Source organism: Pseudomonas sp. P1_F1_2 (genome assembly GCF_056405815.1).
In genome coordinates, this window is record NZ_JBFUBK010000101.1 from 1 (window position 1) to 22,393 (window position 22,393).

18 protein-coding genes and 1 pseudogene are annotated in these 22,393 nt (G+C 57.6%); 7 read left to right on the plus strand and 12 right to left on the minus strand.

The features are described from left to right. Window positions 1-201 (plus strand): transposase (locus AC1D2P_RS24290; RefSeq protein ID WP_477811625.1); only part of this gene is annotated, 201 nt, incomplete at its 5' end. Between the two features lie 300 nt (window positions 202-501). Here AC1D2P_RS24290 and AC1D2P_RS24295 read toward each other — a convergent pair. From AC1D2P_RS24295 to AC1D2P_RS24330, 8 genes are all read right to left on the minus strand, one after another. Further along, window positions 502-930, minus strand: a complete 429-nt coding sequence (locus AC1D2P_RS24295) for a coiled-coil domain-containing protein (RefSeq protein ID WP_477758441.1) — start codon at window positions 928-930, stop codon at window positions 502-504. Further along, window positions 927-2,804, minus strand: a complete 1,878-nt coding sequence (locus AC1D2P_RS24300; protein ID WP_477758442.1) for a site-specific integrase — start codon at window positions 2,802-2,804, stop codon at window positions 927-929. The genes AC1D2P_RS24295 and AC1D2P_RS24300 overlap by 4 nt, the downstream gene beginning before the upstream one ends. Beyond that, window positions 2,801-4,480, minus strand: a complete 1,680-nt coding sequence (locus AC1D2P_RS24305) for a hypothetical protein (protein ID WP_477758443.1) — start codon at window positions 4,478-4,480, stop codon at window positions 2,801-2,803. The genes AC1D2P_RS24300 and AC1D2P_RS24305 overlap by 4 nt, the downstream gene beginning before the upstream one ends. Beyond that, a complete protein-coding gene (locus AC1D2P_RS24310; protein WP_477811626.1) occupies window positions 4,480-5,625 on the minus strand; it encodes a tyrosine-type recombinase/integrase in 1,146 nt (381 codons plus the stop codon). The genes AC1D2P_RS24305 and AC1D2P_RS24310 overlap by 1 nt, the downstream gene beginning before the upstream one ends. A gap of 143 nt (window positions 5,626-5,768) precedes the next feature. After that, window positions 5,769-6,932 (minus strand): DUF4350 domain-containing protein, encoded by a 1,164-nt coding sequence (locus AC1D2P_RS24315; protein WP_046033267.1) that lies wholly within the window; start codon window positions 6,930-6,932, stop codon window positions 5,769-5,771. Then, window positions 6,929-8,473, minus strand: coding sequence for a DUF4129 domain-containing protein (locus tag AC1D2P_RS24320; RefSeq protein ID WP_477758445.1), 1,545 nt, complete (start codon window positions 8,471-8,473; stop codon window positions 6,929-6,931). The genes AC1D2P_RS24315 and AC1D2P_RS24320 overlap by 4 nt, the downstream gene beginning before the upstream one ends. Continuing rightward, entirely contained in the window at window positions 8,460-9,437 is a 978-nt protein-coding gene (locus tag AC1D2P_RS24325) for a stage II sporulation protein M (protein ID WP_109785058.1), read from the minus strand. Before AC1D2P_RS24325 ends, AC1D2P_RS24320 begins: the two co-directional genes overlap by 14 nt. Further along, window positions 9,434-10,159: an RDD family protein gene (locus AC1D2P_RS24330; RefSeq protein WP_109785059.1), complete on the minus strand. Its 726-nt coding sequence runs from the start codon at window positions 10,157-10,159 to the stop codon at window positions 9,434-9,436. Before AC1D2P_RS24330 ends, AC1D2P_RS24325 begins: the two co-directional genes overlap by 4 nt. Window positions 10,160-10,342: 183 nt before the next feature. Between AC1D2P_RS24330 and sbcB the strand changes: the two genes are divergently transcribed. Continuing rightward, on the plus strand, window positions 10,343-11,773 hold the full coding sequence (gene sbcB / locus AC1D2P_RS24335; RefSeq protein WP_046033271.1) for an exodeoxyribonuclease I: 1,431 nt from the start codon (window positions 10,343-10,345) through the stop codon (window positions 11,771-11,773). A gap of 100 nt (window positions 11,774-11,873) precedes the next feature. Here sbcB and mvaT read toward each other — a convergent pair whose 3' ends face one another. After that, window positions 11,874-12,251: a histone-like nucleoid-structuring protein MvaT gene (gene mvaT / locus AC1D2P_RS24340; RefSeq protein ID WP_007933316.1), complete on the minus strand. Its 378-nt coding sequence runs from the start codon at window positions 12,249-12,251 to the stop codon at window positions 11,874-11,876. A 338-nt stretch (window positions 12,252-12,589) separates the two neighbouring features. Between mvaT and purU the strand changes: the two genes are divergently transcribed. Together purU and AC1D2P_RS24350 are read left to right on the plus strand one after the other, a co-directional pair. Next, window positions 12,590-13,438 (plus strand): formyltetrahydrofolate deformylase, encoded by an 849-nt coding sequence (gene purU, locus AC1D2P_RS24345; RefSeq protein ID WP_046033272.1) that lies wholly within the window; start codon window positions 12,590-12,592, stop codon window positions 13,436-13,438. 86 nt (window positions 13,439-13,524) lie between these two features. Beyond that, complete coding sequence (locus tag AC1D2P_RS24350) at window positions 13,525-13,701, plus strand: hypothetical protein (RefSeq protein WP_175648978.1); 177 nt, start codon at window positions 13,525-13,527, stop codon at window positions 13,699-13,701. A 173-nt stretch (window positions 13,702-13,874) separates the two neighbouring features. Here the strand turns inward: AC1D2P_RS24350 and AC1D2P_RS24355 are convergent, their stop codons facing one another. Both AC1D2P_RS24355 and AC1D2P_RS24360 read right to left on the minus strand, forming a co-directional pair. Beyond that, window positions 13,875-14,639 (minus strand): methyl-accepting chemotaxis protein, encoded by a 765-nt coding sequence (locus AC1D2P_RS24355; protein WP_427701491.1) that lies wholly within the window; start codon window positions 14,637-14,639, stop codon window positions 13,875-13,877. Window positions 14,640-14,732: 93 nt separating this feature from the next. Then, window positions 14,733-15,764, minus strand: a pseudogene (locus tag AC1D2P_RS24360) (HAMP domain-containing protein); the annotation flags it as partial. A 185-nt stretch (window positions 15,765-15,949) separates the two neighbouring features. Here AC1D2P_RS24360 and AC1D2P_RS24365 point away from each other — a divergent pair. Beyond that, a complete protein-coding gene (locus AC1D2P_RS24365) occupies window positions 15,950-17,437 on the plus strand; it encodes a helicase HerA-like domain-containing protein (RefSeq protein ID WP_223525681.1) in 1,488 nt (495 codons plus the stop codon). A gap of 107 nt (window positions 17,438-17,544) precedes the next feature. Here the strand turns inward: AC1D2P_RS24365 and AC1D2P_RS24370 are convergent, their stop codons facing one another. Beyond that, entirely contained in the window at window positions 17,545-18,000 is a 456-nt protein-coding gene (locus AC1D2P_RS24370; protein ID WP_046033274.1) for a DUF721 domain-containing protein, read from the minus strand. A gap of 307 nt (window positions 18,001-18,307) precedes the next feature. On the opposite strand from AC1D2P_RS24370, the gene secA reads away from it, so the two are divergent. Further along, a complete protein-coding gene (gene secA, locus AC1D2P_RS24375) occupies window positions 18,308-21,043 on the plus strand; it encodes a preprotein translocase subunit SecA (protein WP_109785061.1) in 2,736 nt (911 codons plus the stop codon). Window positions 21,044-21,162: 119 nt separating this feature from the next. Then, entirely contained in the window at window positions 21,163-22,380 is a 1,218-nt protein-coding gene (argJ, locus tag AC1D2P_RS24380; protein ID WP_046033276.1) for a bifunctional glutamate N-acetyltransferase/amino-acid acetyltransferase ArgJ, read from the plus strand. The last annotated feature ends 13 nt before the right edge of the window (window positions 22,381-22,393 follow it).

The window sequence follows — 22,393 nt, forward strand, 5'->3', positions numbered from 1 at the left end:
ACGCCGGAGTACGTGCGCTCTCGCCATGAACGTAAGAAGGTCGAAATGTTGTTTGCCCACCTCAAGCGCATCCTGAAATTGGATCGCTTGCGACTACGTGGCATGAGTGGCGCGACCGATGAGTTCACGCTGGCAGCCACAGTGCAGAACCTACGTCGGCTGGCCAAACTGACATCTCAAGGGCCACCAGTCACGGGATAGGTGCGCCTGCACTAAGCCAAAAACCTCAAATTAACCCAATAACGACGCAGCAAAGGTCAACGAAGGGCCGAGAAACCACACAAAGTGGTGAGTAGGCTATCCGGTGGTAGCTGTGCTTGATTTTACTCAGGCTGAAAATCCGACTTTTTCAACAGAATCGGCCGTTTTCTGCCTCTCGCGATCGGCAGAAAACGGCCAGAAGCAATGGGATGGACTCCTCCTCACTTCGGCATCTCGAGTGCCAGACTGAAAGTGCGAACCACAGTCAACGGTGAGAAGGAGTCCACATATGAATCTTACCTACCTGCGCGGCTGGGATGAAACCAGTGCAACTACGCTCCGGTCTTTCAGCTTGGCCTTGAGCACACGGTTCTCCTCCAGCAGCACCTCATTGATGGATGCAATGCTGGCGAGCTTGGCTCTGAGCTCCTCAATTTCCTGACGGTAGCCTGCAGATTTTTGGCGCTCGGCGATCAGATCTTGATGTTTGACATCCCTCATGGCGCGGCTGGATCGACCCTGTTTCTCCCGTATTGCCTCTGCAATTGCCGGATAGTGATTGTGGATCAGCGCGGTCGACACGCCGGCCTCTCGGGCGACGGCAGCGATGGTGACTTTGGTTTCCTTGGTATGAGCGCGTCCGTTCTCGATCCGGTAGATGGCCAGCTTGAGATCCTTCTCTCGATCTACGGCAGGCTTGTAGTTGGCTGCTTTGCCCTTGCTTTTCATGCGGTCAGCGCCTCCGGAGGCATGCCCAGCTGTACCAATACGTCTCGGCAGCGGTTCAGGTCGCGCTCAACGCGTTGGCGACCTCCCTCACCAATTTCCTTGCAGTGCACTAGCCCTTTCAGATCATCGTAAAGTCGCTGGTAGATAGGCGCGTGGGCGCTCCCGATCACCGAGTGGTCGCAACCACTGCAGCGGGTACGCTCAAGGGTATTTCCCACGCAGCCGTCGTTGTCTGCCGTACACCAGGCATGGCCATTGCTCCGAATAGCAGTGCTTTCTGCGATAGATTTCAACATCGAAGCGTGATCTTTGAAGATCAGCAAGTTCTGTGGCTCCCGCTGCCATCCCTTGATGGCGCGCCCGTAGCCTCCGGCCAAGGATTCATCTCCAATCCAGTTTTCGACGACGCCGAGTTTGATATCTTCCAGCTCTCCCTGGATTTCCATGTACAGATCAAGATCCAGATGCTGTCCCCAGTTGTCATCCATGGCGTAACCAAGGGTCATGTCCAGCGACCAGTGAGCGTAATGCTCTTTGAGGTAGCGCAGATCGCCGAAGCGACTATGTGCGGCGTAGTTTGCGAACTTCCGCCTAAATTGGTGGCTAGAGAGTTCCCAACTCAACCCGCAGTCTTTGGCGAATGCCTTAAGCTTCTTGCGCCAGCTCTCGCCAGTCAGCGTGCGACCGTTGCCATTTTTCGAATCTAGACCTAGAAAAAGAGAATGACGATGCTTATACGCCTCTGCAATTTGCAAATCCTGTGTGTTGATGCGACGTCGTTGGATAATTTCGTTGGCGATCATCGTTTGGTACGGCGCAGCCCAGCGCTCCATAACGCGGAGAGCACGCACTGCGGCCTCTGGGATCATCCAGTCATGGGTTCCTTCATCGGTTTTCTCAGACTTAGAACGCATCCAGTGATAGATCGTGCCTTCATCGTCCTCAGTGCGGCGATGCGCCCCCGATTGCAGGTTAGCCAGTTCGTGATTGCGGCAGCCTGAAGTGCTCGCCAAGACTATGTAGCAGGCCGTGCGAAGGGATGAGATGGAATTGTTGAGTGTCCTCACGCCTCCCTCCCAGCCCCTGACTTTCAAATGTTGATTTTTCCTCCAAATCATTCCTCCGACACTCAGGCCTTTACGCTCCGCTTCCGTAGCATTCAGATCATCGCGCAGGTCGAGCAGTACGTTTCCTCGCTCCACCTGCAGATTAGCCTTTTCGAACAAGGTGCAGAAAACATCATCGGGGAGCAGTGGCGTTTTCACCTCGGTTACAATCCCGATCCTTCCCGCCATGGCCGTTGCAGAAGTGTTGGGCCATGGGTGTTGTGGAATCTTGTCGTCGGTGTATTGGCTAAGCTCATAGAGCGTCTCTAACGCCACGTAACGACCCTTCAAGACACGTTGCGACAGCGGCTTATCCTTGCGAATTTGCAGATGAGCCTTGCAGGCGGCGACATAGGTCGCTGCAATTATCGGGTTCACTGTACCTAAGCGACTAAGTTTCAGAGCTTCTAGGTGCCGAAGGAATGGTAATGAACATTTGAAGAGTTCACATATCGTCCCTCCCCTAGGCCGATCCACTCCGCTACGACCTTGTCTCAGATAACGATAAAAAATTTCCTTGATAACTGCACGAAATGCTGGTGGCGCTGTAGCAAAATTGATCTGTTTTTTACTGGTTGGAACGTTGTTAGGAAAACCGTTGAGTTGCCAAATATCGTCACCGTAGCGGCTTCGGATGATCCATTTCCCATCCACCTGTGTTGCGGTGATGATCAGCTTGTCGCGCTCTGAGTCGGAAAGCCCACGCACATCGCCAAGCTGAGCCGTGATGGTCGCCCAAGGTAATTCTTCCGAGATGTTGTCACTCATGAAAGGACCTCTAGGCTGGCAATGAGATCAACTGACCAGAACGGGTGCGGTTGGGTACGGGCGCGCTCACGAGCGGCGTCTACGGCTGCAGCTTTGAAGGAGCCACGACGAAGTCCTTCGGCGACGATGTAATGGTCGATAAGGCGAGGGATGTGGGCGTACTCACGTGCCCAGCGCCGCTTGTCCATGCGGGAGCGCTCAGTCAGCACGCGGAAGTAGAAGCTGAACAGCTTGTACAGATCTTCGGCGGTCACTGCGTAGTGTTTGCAGCGCAGGCAGTTCATGAAATTCGTGCAGGTAGCGCCCTCACGTTTCGGAGCGAACTGACCATTTACTGGATCGCTACAGCGACCCAGAGGAGTGTCTTTGTAAGTCGCGCCGATGCTCGCAGTCAGCAACTCCTGCACCAATACCTCTCCCATGAACTGCCAGTTTCGACGGGCATTCTCGGTAGGCGCTAGATAGTTTTGGTCGGCTACTCGTGGGGTGTTACCAAGAGCAGAGGCAGTGGTCGCAAGATCGCCGTCGGTCAGCTCGAAGATGCGGTTTGCAAAGGTCTTACGCAGTCGGGAGATGTTGATTCGCAGAGGCTTTCCGTCACTATTTTTAAGATCATATTCAGCGACAAGGAGACTTATACCTCTGTCCAATGACATTGAAGTCAATGCTGTGACTTGGCCTAATGAGGCATGGGTGCGACTGCGGTACAGCCACACACGTCCTTTGAGGTCGTCCGGAGCCGCTGAATCAAAGGGCTCAGTCAACACCATCACTCGACGGATCAGACGTTCCACGTTGATCCTGACGCTGGGCATTGCCTCCAGCATACGCTCGGCTTTCGACTCAGCCCGCAGAGCTACTTTGCTAGTGTTGTAGCCACGGCGCTTCCATAGCACCAGGAAGACGGTGTCGTCTTTGGGATGTGGGCGTAAGCAATTTCGGCCCATTTCTAGCAATGGAGTGGCATTACGTCCGGTATGTAGAGCCACGACCAGCAAGGCATAGGCCAATAGGTTGCCGGTTATAGGACTACCACCGATCCATATTGGCTTGATGGCTTGCCGCAATGCCGCAGCAAACTCTTGCCGCTCACGCTTCGATAGAGCTGTCTCGCCCTTGACCTTGCGGGTGATGTTCGGAAATGGGTTGCGTGGGAAGGTTGCCGCATCGCCAGAGGTGATTAAAGGGAACAGGCCGCGCTGCCCAAATGCAACAAGCACCGCCTTGGTTTTTGAGTAGTAGTTTTTCTGGGAGATGGTCGCTGTACCCTGACCAGATAGATGGCTTAGATAGCCGTCGATAAGGCTACGGCTCAAATCATTCAGCGTCCACTCGCGCTCAAAAGCCAGCGCCTGGAGCACGCAGTAGTCAAGGAAGTACGCTAACCCACTGTTGCAATAACCCACCACGGTAGTAACCGAGAGGGTTCCCTCTTGCCCTGCTAGGAAACGCTCGATCTGGCGCTGACTAACATAGGTTATGGAATCAATTCCTGCACCGTACCATCGAGCGAAATCGAAGCTCCTAAGATTGGTTGAGTTGCGCCCGAACGCAACCACAGTGTTCTTCGGAGGCATAGCCTCAGGCAAGATAACCACGTTGCCTGCCGTATCGATGTTGTGTTCGACCTGCGGAACACTGAGGTCAGACTTGGTAAATACCTTGCGCTTCCCCATCAGGCTGCTCCAGCCATCTCATTCAGCTCGTCGTCATACGCCAGCACGGCTTCATCGGCCATTTCGTTGATCAGGTGTAAGTACACCATGGTGGTCTGAATTGAACTGTGGCCAAGTTGACGCTGCAGGTACACCAGGGGATCGAGCCCGTACTGGGGGTTGCGCTGAAGGTTGACCAGGGTGTGGGTTGCGTAGGTATGGCGCAACATGTGCGTATGGACTTCAATCCTAGCTAGCTTCCCGGTCTCGCTGATTATCCGATTCAGGCTCTTGCCGGAGCTGCCGTAGGGCTCTCCGAGATGGTTGAGGAGCAGTGCCTTATGGTTCTTACCCAGAGACGCCCGCTCGCCACGCACCTTAGACAAGTAGCGGTAGAGTTCGGACATGAACTTGCGACTGACCCAGATATCTCGCTCCTTGCTACCCTTGGTCTCCATGCCGCTGCCGTCGAAAGGATCCAGTCGGATGCGAAGATTGCGTTCGGTTGGTCCGGCCTTGTCCGGGTCGAAAACGTACGCCACTGGGAAAGTCGCAAGTTCGTTACGACGCAGACCTGTGTGCAGCGCCAGCTGAATCATGATCCGATGGTGTGGATTCTCCGCTGCTGCCAGAAATGACTTGGCCTGGGCCATGCTCAGGAACTTGGGTAGGGACTTGTGACGACGCGGCATCACGTCGTTCACCAGAACTTTGCCTCCGCTGGCATCCACATGCTCAAGGAAACCTGTTTCGCGCTTCACGGTGYGTTCTTCGTGACAGAACGGTAAGCGCTTCACCCAGCCCTTTTTCAGTGCGAATTCGTAGAACTTGCAGATGTACGTCAGACGCTGACGAGTAGTGTTGCGAGCCAGTCCGCACGTCACCAAGCAGTAGTCTCGGTAGGCAGCCACAAGGCTTTTGGCCTCTCCGCGATCTACGTCCCACCAATCAAGATCATGGGCTTGCAGGAAGCTGAAGAAGTCGTACAGCGCCCGTCCAGTGCTAGGCCAGGATTGCTTAGAGCCGATGTGCCCGCGAAGGAGGTAGTAGCGGAAGAACTGATTGGCCTTGCTGCAGCTCTCCATCGAGTCCCACAGCAGAATCGGAAACCCTTGGTAAGGTTGTCCGGCGATTTCGAAATCTTTGGTGCCCCACACAAGCTCCATCTTTCACCTTGTCGTCGACTAATCACTCTGTGTCCGTGTCTGCATGGATTGGATAAAGGCTACTGCTGTAGCCCCTTCCACTCCTCGTCAGATAGACCTATGATTTTAATATCACATCAATCTAACTGCCTCAACGCCCCGGATCATAAGGCGTTCCTCAAGGTTTGCAGGTGGGCGACCTGGCGGCTGAATTGCACGCTGGACAACCGCTGCTTCGGTCGCGGGCTCATGGCCTGACTGATCGCGCGCGTGGGTTGGCCGGTCAGGCGTGCGAGCACCAGCCATTGCTCGGCAATGACGAGTTGTTCAAAGCCTGGATGACGACGCCGGACACGCCGCAAGATGTCTTGCTGCAACGCTTGCAGCAGGTGATGTTGACCGTTGCGACGCAACATGAAATCGGCACTGGCGCGCAGGTGTTCCTGAAGCTGGCGACGCGCCTTGGGCGCAGGTTCCAGCAACGGACCATTGCGCACACCGACGTGCCAGCAGACAAGTGCAATCAAGGCGATCAGGGCCGCCAGCGCTTGGGGGAAATAGCGCACCAGCAAGGTCAGCAGGCTGTCGTGAACGGTGTTGAACATCAGGGTCACGTTCGTGTCTGCGGTCAGGTACCAAAGCAGCCAGGCGTTGTCGTATTGATCGATGGCGGGGGTTTTCCACAGGTCGGCATCGGTGACCACGATGATTGAGCCGAGCCCGTGGCTCAGCTGCATCATGTGCGTGCCTTTGCCACTGTTGGCCCAGGATTGCGCGAGGTTTTTCGGGTCGTCGAGATGGAACGCGGTATCGAAACTGGCGTAGGCCGGTGCGTCCTCGTCTTCCAGATAGAGTTTGGTCAGCTTGGGAAAGGAGTCTTCGAAAACATTGGGTGGCGGGTCTTTCAGGTCTTTGCTCAGCGACTGGTGCAATTGCACGCGGTCGAGCAACAGGTCATTGCTCTGGCCCAGTTTTTCATCCCACAAGGATTGGGCGACAAACAGCAAGCGCCCGCCCGCCCGAGTCCAGTTCATCACCTGATCAACCTGGCGCGGGGACATCTTCGATCGGTCCCCGAGCAGCAACAGACTGTGTTGATGAGGATCGATACTCGGCAGGATATCGAGGCTGTTGGCATGGCTGACGTTCAGGCCCTGTTTGCCTAGAAAGTATTCGGCGGCCAGGTAAGGATTGGCTTGGGCTTCTGGCGATGGGCCGTGATCGATTTCGGTCTGATAGGGCGTGGCCTTCAGGTACAGATAAATACTCAGCGCGGCCACGAGCACCGCGACGATCAGCCCGATCGCCAGCCCGCGGTGCCGATTCAACGCGCCGCTCCCGGGCCGAACAATGTGCGCCAGCCGTCACAGAGTTCCTGTTGCAAATGCGCCGCAGGCAGGCGATGCCCGTAGGCCATGTTCTGCCAGTGCCGGGTCAGGTTTTTACTGAAGGTCAAAAGCGCCGGCTGTTGCAGTTGCTCGACGCGTTGGAGCACTTCGCCTTCGGTGTCGGCCGGTTTTAGCGCGATGTGGTGGTCGTGCAGCAGATGGCTGAGCAGGGCGCGATACAGCAAACCCAAGGCTTCACGAGGGTTGGACTGCCAGAGATTTTCGGCGGCGGTGGCGATGTCGGCGGGCAGGCTTTCGCGCTTGAGGTCCAGGCCAAACGCCTGTTGCGGCACAGACCGTGCGATGTTGATGGTCAAGGCCGGTCGGCGGCTGACGAACGCCTGCAACCATTCGCGGTAACGCCAGACCAGTAACCCGATGCCCCCGATCACCGCGCCCCACAGCAACACTTCGATCAAGTTGGCCAGAAACCCGAAGCGTTGGTTGTCGAGCAGCTTCAATAACGCCTCCAGCCATTGGGGTGTTTTGCTGTCCCCTGAGGTTGTGTCCGCCGATTTGTCCTCGCCGAATCGATAGCGGGTGACCGATTCCTTGTTCTTGAATGGCGGCTGTTCGAGAAGGGTTTTGATGCTGTCCTTCGACGCTTGACTGGTTAGCGGTTGATCCAGCAGACGCGGGCTGTCCGGTGAGATGAGCGGCTCGGCAGCCCAGACCGTTTGCACGGTGGGGATGATCAGAATGGCGGCCAGCAGCAAGGGAACGATGGTGCTGTTGAGGCGTTGACGCAATCGGCGGAACACCAGTTCGATATCCCAAGCCTCCAACACTGTGCGCCGGTTCAGATAAAGGCTGAACCCACACGCCACATAGATCGGCTCCCAGATGACCAGCACCACTGCGTAAAAAGCGTTGGTCAGGTGTTCCAGCCAACGCCAGTCTTGCACGCCGGCCGAAATCAACGTCTGCCAGCTCCAGTCGATCTGGACCTGCGGCGGCAGGAGCAGGTAGAACAGCACCATCAAGCCGATCCACAAGGCGGTTTCCAGGTGCATGCCGATGATCGTCAGCCATTGCGCGGCGCCCGCGTTGCGTTGCAGCAGCACGTGCAAACGCTGTTGGCGTTCATGTCCACCCAGGCCTTCGAGTTGCACCACCGGCATCACAAAACTGCGGCTCAGGCTCAAGCGACGCCAGGTCAGGCTGGCCAGCAATTGTGGCTTGAGCAGGCGCGGCCATTGGCGCAGGGCCTGCTTCAATGTGGGCGTTTCACCGAACATTGATTTGGACAGGATGTACAACGGCAGGCGTTCGAACGCGGGTTTGAGCCACCAGAAAATAAACACCGCGAGGGTAGGGGAATCCCACAGCACCACGCTCAGCAGGGCGAAGACCGGCAAGGTCACGATGGCCCAACTGGTCATCAACAGGCGGCGGTGGCGCTGACTCAGCAGCACACCAAGATCCATGGCTTCCCAGGTGGAACGGGGACGGATGACGACCGTGGCGTCACTCAGGCGCATGGCGCCTCCGTCCGGCAAACAACAGATACGTTGCCACCAACAGCCAAAGCACCGCACCGACCAGGTACTTGGTAGTGGCCTGGGGCGCAGTCATTGATGACCAGTACGCCTCGATAAATGCGGCAATCAGCAGAAACAGCATTACCCCGCAAATCAGTAGCACGCTTTTGCGCGCAGCCAATCGCAAGGCTTCGGCGCGGGGCAGGCGCCCGGGTGCGATCAGCGCCCAACCCAGTTGCAGGCCGGCGGCCCCCGCGAGCGCAATGGCACTCAACTCAAAGGCGCCGTGGCCGATCACGAATGTCCAGAACGTTTGCCCATAACCGATGTGCGTCAGATGCCCGGCCACCGCCCCGATCATCAAACCGTTGAACAGCAGGAAAAATGCACTGCCCACACCCAACAGCAAACCGCTGGCAAAGGTCTGAAAGGCGATGCCGATGTTGTGCATGATGTAGTAACCGAACATTACCCAGTCTTCACTCGCCGCGCGTTCCGCCGTGCGACCCAAGTGGCCGGCGACGGGGTCGTACATGCTCTGCATTTCGCTGACCTGCTCGGCCGGAATCAGGTTGTAGATGAGGTCCGGAAACAGGTAAACCAGCAACGCGAAACCGATCAGGCTGCCAAAGAACAACAGGGCGGCGGCGAGCACAAAACGCCATTGCTCACGCACGAGTCGAGGGAAACCGGCCAGGATAAACGCCAACACACTCGCCCCCAGCCGACTGCGATGCCGATACAGCTGTTGATGGCCACGCAAGGCGAGTTGCTGCAACGAGTCAATCAGGAAGCTGCTGTAGCCGCGTTCCTGAGCCAGCGCCAAATGTTGGCAGAGCCTTCGATAATCACCAGGAAAACTGGTGAATCGTGCCGCTTCCTTGCCTCGCTCCAGCCTTTCGAGCATCAGCGAAAACTGTTCCCACTCAGCCTTGTGGCGACTTTCGAAAAGGCTTTGCTTCATGTCGGCCCCAACAAGCCGCGGGCAATGCCGTTCAGTTCGTCCACTGCCTTGGGTGCGGGTACCTGCAGCGGCTGGGCAAGGATCGCGGCGAGTTCGTTGACCCGCGCCTCGGAGAGTTCGCCCTGACGCTCGGCAAACCCGAGGATGGCGCGCTGTTCGGTCAGCGACAGGGGAAACGCCGGGCGCCGGGGTTGGGCGTCGGGGAGTTGCGGTGGGGGCAACGGTTGTTCGCGGTAGATGACCAACGTGCCGGCAGCCAGGTCGCCGAGGCGTTTGAAGGTCGGGTGTTGCAGGCAACTGACGGCGCCGAGGAAGTAGCCGAACGGCAACAGGTCGACGAATCGCAGCAGGTTACGCAGCAGCGAAGCAGACCAGCCGATAGGCGTGCCGTCATCCTGCACCACGCGCAAGCCCATCCATTGTTTGCCGGGTGAGCGCCCCTGATTGAGCACTTCGAACAGCACCATGTACCACCAGCTCACACCGAACAGCAGGATTGAACCCAGGCCGGCGCCCAGCTTTCCGAGAAACGCCAATACGATGAACAACAGACCGAGGATCAACCCGCGCAATCCGAGGTCGATGGAGAAGGCCAGCGCACGAACCATCAGCCCGGCCGGGCGCAGTGGCAAGTCGATGCCTTCGGGCGTTTCGACTTGATACCGGGTATCCAGTGGCGGGGACAGCGTCGCTTTCCTTGGCAGTGCTGTGGTCTCGAGCATGGGCAACCTTGATGTGGCCTGTTCGGGATTCGATGTCCATCCGATGCTAGCAGCCTCTGGGGGGGAAACGACATAACTATGTAGTGCACGGTGAGTGGCCAGAGGTGATTGAATGGCAAGATTACTGGCCGGGGCGGGATGTGAACGCCTAGACTTCGCCGATCTTCAGTTCAGGAATAGCCCGTGACCTCCATCTTCTGGTACGACTATGAAACCACTGGCATCAATCCCCGCTGCGACCGTCCGCTGCAAGTGGCGGGGATTCGCACCGACTTCGATCTCAATGAAATAGACGAGCCGGTCAATCTTTACTGCCAGCCCAGTGACGACATCCTGCCGCATCCTGCCGCCTGCGCGATCACCGGCATTACGCCCGGCCAGTTAGCTGAACAGGGCTTGAGCGAAGCTGATTTCATGACGCGGGTGCATGCCCAGTTAGCGGCGCCGGGAACGTGCGGTGCGGGTTACAACACGCTGCGTTTCGACGACGAGATGACCCGTTACAGCCTGTATCGAAATTTTTTCGATCCGTATGCACGGGAGTGGCAGGGCGGCAACAGCCGCTGGGACCTGATCGATGTGGTGCGAGCGGCGTATGCGCTGCGTCCCGACGGGCTCGTCTGGCCCACGGACGAAGAGGGGCGAGTGACGCTCAAGCTCGAGCGTCTGACCGCCGCCAACAACATCGATCATGGCAATGCCCACGAAGCGCTGTCGGACGTTCGCGCTACCATTGCGCTGGCGCGCCTGATTCGCGAGAAACAGCCCAAGTTGTATGACTGGCTGTTCAAGTTGCGCAGTAAACAAAAGGTGATGGACCAGATTCGCCTGTTGCAACCGCTGGTGCACATTTCCGGACGCTTTTCGGCGGCTCGCAGCTATGTGGGTGTGGTGCTGCCATTGGCCTGGCACCCGCGTAACAAGAACGCCTTGATTGTCTGCGACTTGCATCTGGACCCCCAGGGGCTGCTGGACCTGGATGCCGATACTTTGCGTCAGCGTCTGTACACCCGTCGCGATGACCTGGCCGAAGGCGAACTGCCTGTGCCACTTAAACTCATTCATATCAACAAGTGCCCGGTGGTCGCGCCGATGTCGGTACTTCGGCCTGAGGATCAGCAACGCCTGGGGCTGGACATGGCGCTTTATCAGGAACGTTCGCTGCGGCTAATCGACGCACAACAAGTTTGGCGAGACAAAGTACAGGCCATTTATGCCAGCGAAGATTTCACGCCAAGCCAGGATCCGGAGCAACAGTTATACGATGGTTTTATCGGTGACCGGGACCGGCGTCTATGTGAGCAAGTCCGAACCTCGGACCCTGCCCAATTATCACAAGAGCAATGGCCTTTCGATGACGAACGTTTACCTGAATTATTGTTTCGTTATCGCGCACGCAACTTCCCCGATACGTTGAATTTCGAGGAGCAAGAGCGCTGGCGAATATTCTGTCAGCAACGTTTGACGGCACCCGAGTGGGGGGCACCCAATACGCTGGATACTTTTTCAGAAGCCGCAGCCCAATTGAACGAAACGGCTACAACGTTTCAGCGAGAGGTGTTGAATGAATGGCAGAGTTATGTTCAGGGACTACGCAAACGTTTGAATCTTTGAAAACGAACATGCCCGGGGAATGAATCGCGGGAATAAAAAAACGCCAGCAATTGCTGGCGTTATTTTTTGTCGCAGTTAATGCTTTGACAAACCCTGTGGCTTAGCCCAGCAGAGTAGCCCAGCCTTCAACCACGTCGCCGCCCCACTTGGCTTTCCACTCTTTCAGAGTTTTGTGGTTGCCACCTTTGGTTTCGATGACTTCGCCGTTGTGCGGGTTTTTGTATTGTTTAACTTTGCGAGCACGCTTGGTGCCAGTAGTTTTTACTGCGCCGCCGCGTGGTGCTTTGGTTTTGGACTCTGGATCCAACAGCGCAATGATGTCACGCAGGGACTTGGAGTATTCGCCCATCAGGGTGCGCAGTTTGCCTTCGAATTCCAGCTCGGTTTGCAGTTTGTCGTCTTGGGACAGGTTCTTCAAACGGGCTTGCAGCTCTTTGATAGCTTCTTCGGTGGCGCGGTATTCGTTGATCAAGGACATGAGGACTACCTTATGTTGGGCGCTGGATGGCAGGGGACAGTGCCGCAATAATAGTCAGGGTGTTTCATCAAGTAAACATTTAACCGGCGTTTTAATTAAATTAGTTTCGATGAAATAGGCGCCAATTGAGGTGCCGATTAAGTAGTGTGATGCAGTCATCACGGATATTCACAAATTGACTCTAGATATCGTTTAAAAGATCCCCAACGCGCGGGGAGCGGGTGCTATCAACGCGGGGTCCGCAGGCCGGTTTTCCGGGTAGTACGTCATCAATACTGCAGTTTTGCTGCGCAATCGCTAGAATGGCGGCCTTTGCGAAGTTCTGGAGTTTCCCCCTCATGCGCACTTTTCGGCTGGTGATTGCTTGCCCGGACCGCGTCGGCATCGTTGCTAAAGTCAGTAACTTTCTGGCGTCACATAACGGCTGGATCACCGAAGCGAGCCATCACTCGGACAATCTCAGTGGCTGGTTCTTCATGCGTCACGAAATTCGTGCCGATTCGCTGCCATTCGGTATCGAAGCCTTTCGCGAAGCGTTTGCACCGATTGCCGAAGAGTTCTCGATGAACTGGCGCATCACCGATACCGCGCAGAAGAAGCGTGTGGTGTTGATGGCCAGCCGTGAGTCCCACTGCCTGGCCGACTTGTTGCACCGCTGGCACAGTGACGAACTGGATTGCGAAATCTCCTGTGTGATTTCCAACCACGATGACTTGCGCAGCATGGTCGAGTGGCACGGCATTCCGTATTACCACGTCCCGGTCAATCCGCAGGATAAGCAACCAGCCTTCACTGAAGTTTCGCGCCTGGTCAAACAGCACGACGCCGAAGTGGTGGTACTTGCCCGTTACATGCAGATCCTGCCGCCCGAGTTGTGCAGCGAATATGCCCATAAAGTGATCAACATTCATCACAGCTTCCTGCCGTCGTTCGTGGGGGCCAAGCCGTATCACCAGGCCTCCATGCGCGGTGTGAAGTTGATCGGCGCGACGTGCCACTACGTGACGGAAGAGTTGGACGCCGGGCCGATCATCGAGCAGGACGTCGTGCGTGTCAGCCACAGTGACAGCATTGAAGACATGGTGCGTTTCGGCCGTGACGTCGAGAAGATGGTGTTGGCCCGTGGGCTGCGTTATCACCTGGAAGACCGGGTGTTAGTACACGGCAACAAAACCGTAGTGTTCTGACTGTCATACAACACGGTTGAAATTCGAAGGGCCTGGGCGTTCAATCGCTTCAGGCCCTTCGCCGTTTCTACACTGAGGTTTTGACCATGGCCGATCCACTCGACAAAGCCACTTCCAAGGCACCAGCGACATTAGGCGAGGGATGCTTGAGTCGCTACGATCCGGAGGACATGAGCCCCGAAGATGGTACGGAGTTTCCCGGCGCCGCCGAGTTGTGGGAACAGTTGCAGCAAGAGCCCGATGACACGCCTAAGCCTGCTTGAACTTCAGCAACTTCATCGATCCTGCAGGACATTTCGCCATTGGCCGAGGCGGAGGGGGACGCGACAGCGAGGATTGGTAGTGTCTTGAGACCGCTCTCGCGGGCAAGCCTTCTCTCCCAGGTTCACGCAAAACCCCGGGAATGGGCTTGCCCGCGAAGGGGCCGGTTCAGACACTAGATACGGAAACTGCCTACCAACTGCTTGAGTCGCGCTGCCTGCTGCTCAAGGTCGGAGCACGCCCGCAATGTCGATTGCAGGTTTTCCACACCTTCCTGATTGAGGGTGTTGATCTCGGTAATGTCGACGTTGATCGACTCCACCACCGCGGTCTGTTCTTCAGTCGCCGTCGCCACCGACTGGTTCATCCCGTCGATTTCTCCGATGCGCAAGGTCACGCTGTTCAAGCGCTCGCCCGCCAGGTTGGCGATTTCCACGCTGTCCTGACTGTGGCGCTGGCTGTCGCTCATGGTGCTGACGGACTCACGGGCGCCGACTTGCAGTTCCTCGATCATGGTCTGCACCTGCTGTGCCGACTCCTGAGTGCGGTGTGCGAGGTTGCGCACTTCGTCGGCCACCACCGCAAAACCACGTCCGGCTTCACCGGCACGGGCCGCTTCGATGGCCGCGTTCAGTGCCAACAAGTTGGTTTGTTGGGAGATGCTGGTGATCACTTCGAGAATTTGCCCGATGTTCACGGTTTTGCTGTTTAGCGATTCGATATTGGTGCTCGAAGCGCTGAGCATGCTCGACAGTTGATTCATCGCTTTGATGCTGCGATCCACCACTTGCTGGCCGTCTTCGGCCAGGCTGCGGGCATCACTGGCCTGGCTCGACGCTTGAGCGGCGTTACGAGCGATTTCCTGGGCGGCGGCACCGAGCTGGTTGATCGCTGCGGCCACGCTGCTGGTGCGCGAGGCTTGTTGGTCGGAGTTGAACATCGACGAGTTCGACGCGGCGACCACACGCAGGGCCACTTCGTTGACCTGGCCAGTGGCCGAGGACACTTCACGGATCGAACCGTGGATACGCTCCACGAAACGGTTGAACGCCGTGCCGAGAACGCCAAATTCGTCGTTGTTTTCAATGGTCAGGCGCTTGGTCAGGTCACCTTCACCGTCGGCAATGTCGGCCATCGCGCGGGTCATGACGTGCAACGGCTGGATCAGGATGCGGATCAGCATGCCCAGCAACGCGATGATGATGGCCACGGCGATGACGGTCGCTACGACCGCCGAGGCGCGGAATTCGCTGAGCATCGCGTAGGCTTTGTCTTTATCCACCGACAGACCGATGTACCAGTTCACCGAGGACAGGCCTTTGATCGGGGTGAATGTGACGATGCGGGTCTTGCCGTCAACGTCGACTTCACTTAAGTCGTTGCTGATGCGCGGGGTGTTTTTCGGAAACGCCTCGCTCAGGGACTTCATCACCAGGGCTTTGTCCGGGTGAACCAGGATCTTGCCGTCGGCGCTGACCAGGAAGGCATAACCCATGCCGTTGAAGTCCAGCGCGTTGAGGCTGTCGGCGATCACTTGCAAGCTCAGGTCACCGCCGACCACACCGATGTTTTGACCGTCTTTGAGCACACTGTTGACGATGGAAATGACCAATTGGCCAGACGCGAGATCGATGTACGGTTCGGTCAGTGCCGAGCCGCTGGCGCTTTGGGCACTCTTGTACCAAGGGCGAGCGCGAGGGTCATAGCCATCCGGCATTTTGCTGTCTGGGCGGATGATGAAGGTGCCATCCTTGTTGCCCAGATAGGCGCCCATGAAGGTTGACGTCACCGCCTTCTGTTCAAGAAGCTTGGAGACGTTGCCGGTGTCAGCGTTCAATGCGACGTTTTGTGACAGGTTTTCGATCAACAGGCTACGGCCCGCCAGCCAGGTATGGATATTGTTGGCCGTCACGCTGCCCATTTCTTGCAGGTAGTTGTCGAGATTGCTGCGTATTGCATTGCGCTGCAGATAGTCGTTGTACAGAGTAAACGAAGCGAAGGCTGCAATTACGACGAGGGCGGCGGCAAGCAAGATTTTATGGCTGAAGCGCAGGTTTTTGTTCATGGCTTGGGGTTCCGCTAAGGTCTTAATGTCCTGAGCGTGCTTTTATAAAGGCACGCAAAATGGGCAGTGTTGAAAATAAGCTGATATTTCCGTCCTCTCCTTAGGGAATTACCGACGCTAATTTCTGTGTAGTCTCGGTTTTTGTATCGGCCGTGCCGGCTCAAAGATTAACCATGGGTGACAAAATGCCTGACTCATTGCAACTCGTTCTCGGCGCTGACCTTGCCGGCGAGCCCATCGCCCAGGCCATGCGTCTGGCGAACCGCCACGGTCTGGTCGCAGGCGCTACCGGGACGGGTAAAACCGTCACGTTGCAGCGCATGGCCGAAGCCTTCAGCGATGCCGGGGTGGCGGTGTTTGCCGCCGACATCAAGGGCGACTTGTGCGGTCTCGGCGCCGCCGGCAACCCGCAAGGCAAGATCGCCGAACGCATTGCCGGGATGCCGTGGCTGAACCACAAGCCCCAGGCGTATCCGGTGACCCTGTGGGACATTCATGGCCAGTCCGGTCATCCATTGCGCACAACCTTGAGTGAAATGGGCCCGTTGTTGCTCGGCAGCCTGCTGGAACTGACCGACAGTCAACAGTCGGCGCTGTATGCGGCGTTCAAGGTGGCGGATCGCGAAGGGCTATTGCTGCTCGATCTCAAGGATCTGAAGGCGCTGCTCAATCACCTGCGCGACCACCCCGAATTGCTCGGGGATGACGCTGCGTTGATGACCACCGGCTCAAGTCAGGCGCTGCTGCGGCGTCTGGCGACGCTGGAGCAACAAGGCGCTGAAGCACTGTTTGGCGAGCCGGCGCTGCAACTTGAAGACATCCTGCAGCCGACCGCTGACGGTCGCGGGCGCATTCATTTGCTGGATGCCAGTCGCCTGGTGCACGAAGCACCGAAGGTTTATGCGACCTTCCTGCTCTGGTTGCTGGCTGAATTGTTCGAACAATTGCCGGAGCGCGGCGATGCGGACAAACCGCTGCTGGCGCTGTTTTTCGACGAGGCACATTTGCTGTTCGCGGGCACGCCCAAGGCGTTGCAGGACCGCTTGGAACAAGTGGTGCGACTGATTCGCTCGAAAGGCGTGGGGGTGTATTTCGTCACCCAGTCGCCGGGCGACTTACCGGATGACGTGCTGGCGCAGTTGGGTTTGCGCGTTCAGCACGGCTTGCGCGCGTTCACGGCCAAGGAACAGAAATCCTTGCGCGCCGTGGCCGAGGGTTTTCGGCCGAACCCGGCGTTCGATACCTTGTCGGTTTTGACCGAGTTGGGGATTGGCGAGGCGCTGGTCGGCACGCTGGCCGATAAAGGCACGCCGGAGATGGTCCAGCGTGTATTGATCGCGCCACCGCAATCGAGGATCGGGCCCTTGAGCGAGGCGGAGCGTGCGGCGCTGGTGGCCGGTTCGCCGTTGCAGGGCCGTTATGACAAACCGATCGACCGTGAGTCGGCTTATGAAGTGCTGATGGGGCGCAAGGGGTTGGCCCCCGATCCCGATGCGACGCCGGCCAAGCCTGCACCCGAAGAGCCAAGCTTCACTGACCAGGCCGGGGAATTTCTGGGTACGGCAGCCGGGCAGGCGTTGAAGTCGGCCATGCGACAGGCGGCTAACCAGTTAGGCCGACAATTGGTGCGTGGGCTGATGGGCTCGCTGCTCGGCGGCAAAAAAAGCCGCTGAACCCTGTGGGGGCATGGCGTGCCCGCGATGAACGATAACGCGGAGTATCTGTTGCACTGCGGCGCGCCCATCGCGGGCAAGCCATGCGCCTACAGAAATCGGTGATCTCAGGTTTTGGGCTTGGCGTGGGCCGCCAGGCGTTCCAGGGCGGCCCGCAGATTCGGATCGCTGATGCTCTCGGCCGTGGCCTGAATGGTCGCGCCCGCGTTGGGCGACAAACTGATGGTGTGGCCAGCAGCCCCTTGTTGCACGGTTGGCGGCTGCACCTTGAACAGAATCCGCGTCAAACTGGCGAATTCATCAAACATTTGCAGTTGGCGATGCAGGCGCTTTTGCTGATAACGCAAGCGCGTTGCCCAATGACCATCGGTAATGATCAGCAGCAAACTGCCTTCGCGCCACGACGCCACATGGCAATGTTCACGGGCGGCAGGCTGCAATTGGCTTTCGAGCAGACGTTGTAAATGACCCAGGCGTTGAGCCTGGCTGAAAATGGCTTTCAGCGGCTTGGCTTCGCGAAGCAGAACGGCGGGTGCTCTGGCCGTAAGAGGGCGAAATGCCATGATCAGACACCTGAAGTAACAGAGCCGCTATGGTAGCAGAAAGCATCACTTGCACCCGACCCATTGCTTTGCGCTCGCTTTACCCATTAAATCAACAAGTAACTTCTGCAGTGAATGGCTTGAAGTTCAGCAAAAAGCCCTTATTTTAAGTGAGCCCCGTTACAACGCAGTGCATGCATCGTGGAATAACGCCACTTTCCTCACCATCGTTTCCGGGTAGAATGCTCGTTCGCATGCGGCCATGAGGGCTGCACGGGCGACTCTCGGGGCCGCCCTCCATCCCTTTAGTGTGGAAGATCCTGCCGATATGTTTGCGCCTTTGTTAAAGAAACTTTTTGGAAGCAAGAACGAGCGTGAAGTCAAACGCATGCTCAAGACGGTGCAATTCGTCAATGCCTTCGAAGAGCAAATGGTGGCCCTTTCGGACGATCAATTGCGTGCCAAGACAGACGAGTTCAAGGCCCGCATCGCCAAAGGGGAAACCCTCGACAAGCTGTTGCCAGAAGCCTTTGCGGTCGCCCGCGAAGCCGGCAAGCGCGTCATGGGTATGCGCCACTTCGATGTCCAGCTGATCGGCGGCATGACCTTGCATGAAGGCATGATCGCGGAAATGCGTACCGGTGAAGGCAAGACCCTGGTGGCGACACTGGGTGTTTACCTCAACGCGCTGTCCGGCAAGGGCGTGCACGTTGTGACGGTGAACGACTACCTGGCCCGCCGTGACGCCAACTGGATGCGCCCGCTCTATGAATTCCTCGGCCTGACGGTCGGTGTGGTCACGCCATTCCAGCCGCCGGAAGAGAAGCGCCTGGCTTACGCCGCCGACATCACTTACGGCACCAACAACGAATTCGGTTTCGATTACCTGCGCGACAACATGGCGTTCAGCATGGAAGAAAAATTCCAGCGCGAACTCAATTTTGCCGTAATCGACGAAGTCGACTCCATCCTCATCGACGAAGCCCGTACTCCGCTGATCATTTCCGGTCAGGCCGAGGACAGCTCCAAGCTGTACATCGAGATCAACAAACTGATCCCGCGGCTGGAATTGCACATCGAAGAAGTTGAAGGCGAAGTCACCAAGGCCGGCCACTACACCGTTGACGAGAAGACCCGTCAGGTCGAACTCAACGAAGCCGGTCACCAGTTCGTTGAAGAGTCGCTGACCTCCCTCGGCCTGCTGGCTGAAGGCGAAAGCCTGTATTCGGCGCACAACCTGAGCCTGCTGACTCACGTTTACGCCGGTCTGCGTGCGCACAAACTGTTCCACCGCAACGTCGAGTACATCGTGCAGGACGGTCAGGTTGTCCTGGTCGACGAACACACCGGTCGTACCATGCCGGGCCGTCGTTTGTCCGAAGGCCTGCACCAGGCTATCGAAGCCAAGGAAAACCTGAACATTCAGGCCGAAAGCCAGACCCTGGCATCGACCACGTTCCAGAACTACTTCCGTCTGTACAACAAACTGTCCGGCATGACCGGTACGGCTGACACCGAAGCGTTCGAGTTCCATCAGATCTATGGCCTGCAGGTCATGGTCATTCCGCCGAACAAGCCGCTGGCCCGTAAAGACTACAACGACCTGGTGTTCCTGACGGCCGACGAGAAGTACGCGGCCATCGTGGCGGACATCAAGGAAAGCATGGCCGCTGGCCGTCCGGTACTGGTAGGTACGGCGACCATCGAAACCTCCGAGCACATGTCCAGCCTGCTCGTGAAGGAAGGCATCGAACACAAGGTTCTGAACGCCAAGTTCCACGAAAAAGAAGCCGAGATCATTGCCCAGGCCGGTCGCCCAGGCGCACTGACCATCGCCACCAACATGGCCGGTCGTGGTACCGACATCCTGTTGGGCGGTAACTGGGAAGTGGAAGTGGCTTCCCTCGAAGATCCAACGCCAGAGCAGATCGCCCAGATCAAGGCCGACTGGCAGAAGCGTCACCAGCAAGTGCTCGAGTCGGGTGGCTTGCAGGTTATTGCTTCCGAACGTCACGAATCGCGCCGTATCGACAACCAGCTGCGTGGTCGTGCCGGTCGTCAGGGCGACGCCGGTTCCAGCCGTTTCTACCTGTCGCTGGAAGACAGCCTGATGCGTATCTTTGCCTCTGATCGGGTGAAGAACTTCATGAAGGCCCTGGGCATGCAGCCAGGCGAGGCGATCGAGCACCGCATGGTGACCAACGCCATTGAAAAGGCTCAACGCAAGGTTGAAGGCCGTAACTTCGACATTCGTAAGCAACTGCTCGAGTTCGACGACGTCAACAACGAACAGCGTAAAGTGATTTATCACATGCGTAACACGTTGCTGGCCGCTGACAACATTGGCGAGACCATCGCCGATTTCCGTCAGGACGTGCTCAACGCCACCATCAGCGCGCACATTCCACCGCAATCGCTGCCTGAGCAGTGGGACGTGGCCGGTCTGGAAGCGGCGTTGCAGAGCGACTTCGGTGTGGCGCTGCCGATCCAGCAATGGCTCGACGAAGACGATCACCTGTACGAAGAGACCCTGCGCGAGAAGCTGATGCAAGAGCTGATCGCGGCGTACAACGAGAAAGAAGACCAGGCGGGCGCCGAAGCGCTGCGCAGCTTCGAGAAGCAAATCGTTCTGCGCGTGCTGGACGACCTGTGGAAAGACCACCTGTCGACCATGGACCACCTGCGTCACGGCATCCACTTGCGTGGCTATGCCCAGAAGAACCCGAAGCAAGAGTACAAGCGCGAGTCGTTCACGCTGTTCTCCGAGCTGCTGGATTCGATCAAGCGCGACTCTATCCGTGTGCTGTCCCACGTTCAGGTTCGCCGCGAAGACCCGATCGAAGAAGAGCAACGCCTGCGTCAGGAAGCCGAAGCGCTGGCTGCTCGCATGCAGTTCCTGCACGAGGAAGCGCCGGGCCTGGAGCAACCTGAACAGTTGGGTGAAGAGATCGATGTGGCCCTTGCCACCGCTCCGGTTCGCAACGAGCAGAAGCTGGGCCGTAACGAGCTGTGCTACTGCGGTTCGGGCAAGAAGTTCAAGCATTGCCACGGGCAGATCCAGTAAACCCCGTTTCAATCGCTGAAATACCCGCGCCGCGACCGGCTTCAGCCGTCGCGGCGTTTTGCCATTTAACACCGCCGTTCATATGACGGGGATGACTACATTTTTTAAGGAGCGCATTCATGGCTGTTGGTCTTGGTCCTTTGCCAACGTTGCACCCGGTTGCCGGTTTTGAACTCGGTATTGCCTCGGCCGGCATCAAGCGCCCGGGGCGCAAGGATGTTGTGGTCATGCGCTGTGCCGAAGGCTCCACGGTCGCGGGCGTATTCACGCTGAACGCTTTTTGCGCAGCGCCGGTCATCCTGGCCAAGCAACGTGTGCAAGGCCCGGTGCGTTACCTGTTGACCAACACCGGCAATGCCAACGCCGGTACTGGCGAACCCGGCCTGGCCGCCGCCGAGCGTACTTGCGCCAAACTGGCTGAGTTGACCGGTGTCGACGCCAGCCTGGTGTTGCCGTACTCCACGGGTGTGATCGGCGAGCCGCTGCCGGTCGAGAAAATCGAAGGCGCGCTGCAAGCCGCTCTCGACGACCTGTCGATCCACAACTGGGAAGCGGCCGCCACCGGCATCATGACCACTGACACCCTGCCAAAGGGTGCCAGCCGCCAGTTTGAGCATGACGGTGTGACCATCACCGTGACCGGCATCAGCAAAGGCGCGGGCATGATCCGTCCGAACATGGCGACCATGCTCGGCTACATCGCCACCGACGCAAAAGTCTCCCGTGACGTGCTGCAAAACCTGCTGCTGGACGGTGCCAACAAGTCGTTCAACCGCATCACCATCGACGGCGACACGTCGACCAACGATTGCTGCATGCTGATCGCCACCGGTCAGGCGGCGCTGCCGGAAATTACCCGTGCCGAAGGCGAGTTGTTCGCCAAGTTGAAACAAGCGGTGTTCGAGGTGTGCATGGACGTGGCCCAGGCCATCGTTCGTGACGGCGAAGGCGCGACCAAGTTCGTCACCGTTGAAGTCAATGGCGGCGGCAATCACCAGGAATGCCTGGACGTTGGTTATACCGTGGCGCACTCGCCGCTGATCAAGACGGCGTTGTTTGCCTCCGATCCGAACTGGGGCCGCATCCTGGCAGCCGTTGGCCGTGCCGGCGTACCGAACCTGGACGTGAGCAAGATCGACGTGTTCCTCGGTGAAGTGTGCATTGCCAGCCGTGGCGCACGGGCCGCGACGTACACCGAAGCCCAGGGCGCTGCAGTGATGCAGCAGGAAGAGATCACCATCCGTATCGAGTTGGGTCGCGGCGACTGCAGCGAAACCATCTGGACCACCGACTTGTCCCACGAATACGTGAAAATCAACGCCGAGTACCGTACTTAAGACCGAGTCGCTC

What these genes read in the sequence shown, in the direction of transcription:
- AC1D2P_RS24295 (WP_477758441.1), bottom strand. Translation starts at nt 930, where the DNA reads ATGAAAAGCAAGGGCAAAGCAGCCAACTACAAGCCTGCCGTAGATCGA.
- AC1D2P_RS24300 (WP_477758442.1), bottom strand. Translation starts at nt 2,804, where the DNA reads ATGAGTGACAACATCTCGGAAGAATTACCTTGGGCGACCATCACGGCT.
- AC1D2P_RS24305 (WP_477758443.1), bottom strand. Translation starts at nt 4,480, where the DNA reads ATGGGGAAGCGCAAGGTATTTACCAAGTCTGACCTCAGTGTTCCGCAG.
- AC1D2P_RS24320 (WP_477758445.1), bottom strand. Translation starts at nt 8,473, where the DNA reads ATGCGCCTGAGTGACGCCACGGTCGTCATCCGTCCCCGTTCCACCTGG.
- AC1D2P_RS24325 (WP_109785058.1), bottom strand. Translation starts at nt 9,437, where the DNA reads ATGAAGCAAAGCCTTTTCGAAAGTCGCCACAAGGCTGAGTGGGAACAG.
- AC1D2P_RS24330 (WP_109785059.1), bottom strand. Translation starts at nt 10,159, where the DNA reads ATGCTCGAGACCACAGCACTGCCAAGGAAAGCGACGCTGTCCCCGCCA.
- mvaT (WP_007933316.1), bottom strand. Translation starts at nt 12,251, where the DNA reads ATGTCCTTGATCAACGAATACCGCGCCACCGAAGAAGCTATCAAAGAG.
- purU (WP_046033272.1), top strand. Translation starts at nt 12,590, where the DNA reads ATGCGCACTTTTCGGCTGGTGATTGCTTGCCCGGACCGCGTCGGCATC.
- AC1D2P_RS24350 (WP_175648978.1), top strand. Translation starts at nt 13,525, where the DNA reads ATGGCCGATCCACTCGACAAAGCCACTTCCAAGGCACCAGCGACATTA.
- AC1D2P_RS24355 (WP_427701491.1), bottom strand. Translation starts at nt 14,639, where the DNA reads ATGTTCAACTCCGACCAACAAGCCTCGCGCACCAGCAGCGTGGCCGCA.
- AC1D2P_RS24365 (WP_223525681.1), top strand. Translation starts at nt 15,950, where the DNA reads ATGCCTGACTCATTGCAACTCGTTCTCGGCGCTGACCTTGCCGGCGAG.
- AC1D2P_RS24370 (WP_046033274.1), bottom strand. Translation starts at nt 18,000, where the DNA reads ATGGCATTTCGCCCTCTTACGGCCAGAGCACCCGCCGTTCTGCTTCGC.
- secA (WP_109785061.1), top strand. Translation starts at nt 18,308, where the DNA reads ATGTTTGCGCCTTTGTTAAAGAAACTTTTTGGAAGCAAGAACGAGCGT.
- argJ (WP_046033276.1), top strand. Translation starts at nt 21,163, where the DNA reads ATGGCTGTTGGTCTTGGTCCTTTGCCAACGTTGCACCCGGTTGCCGGT.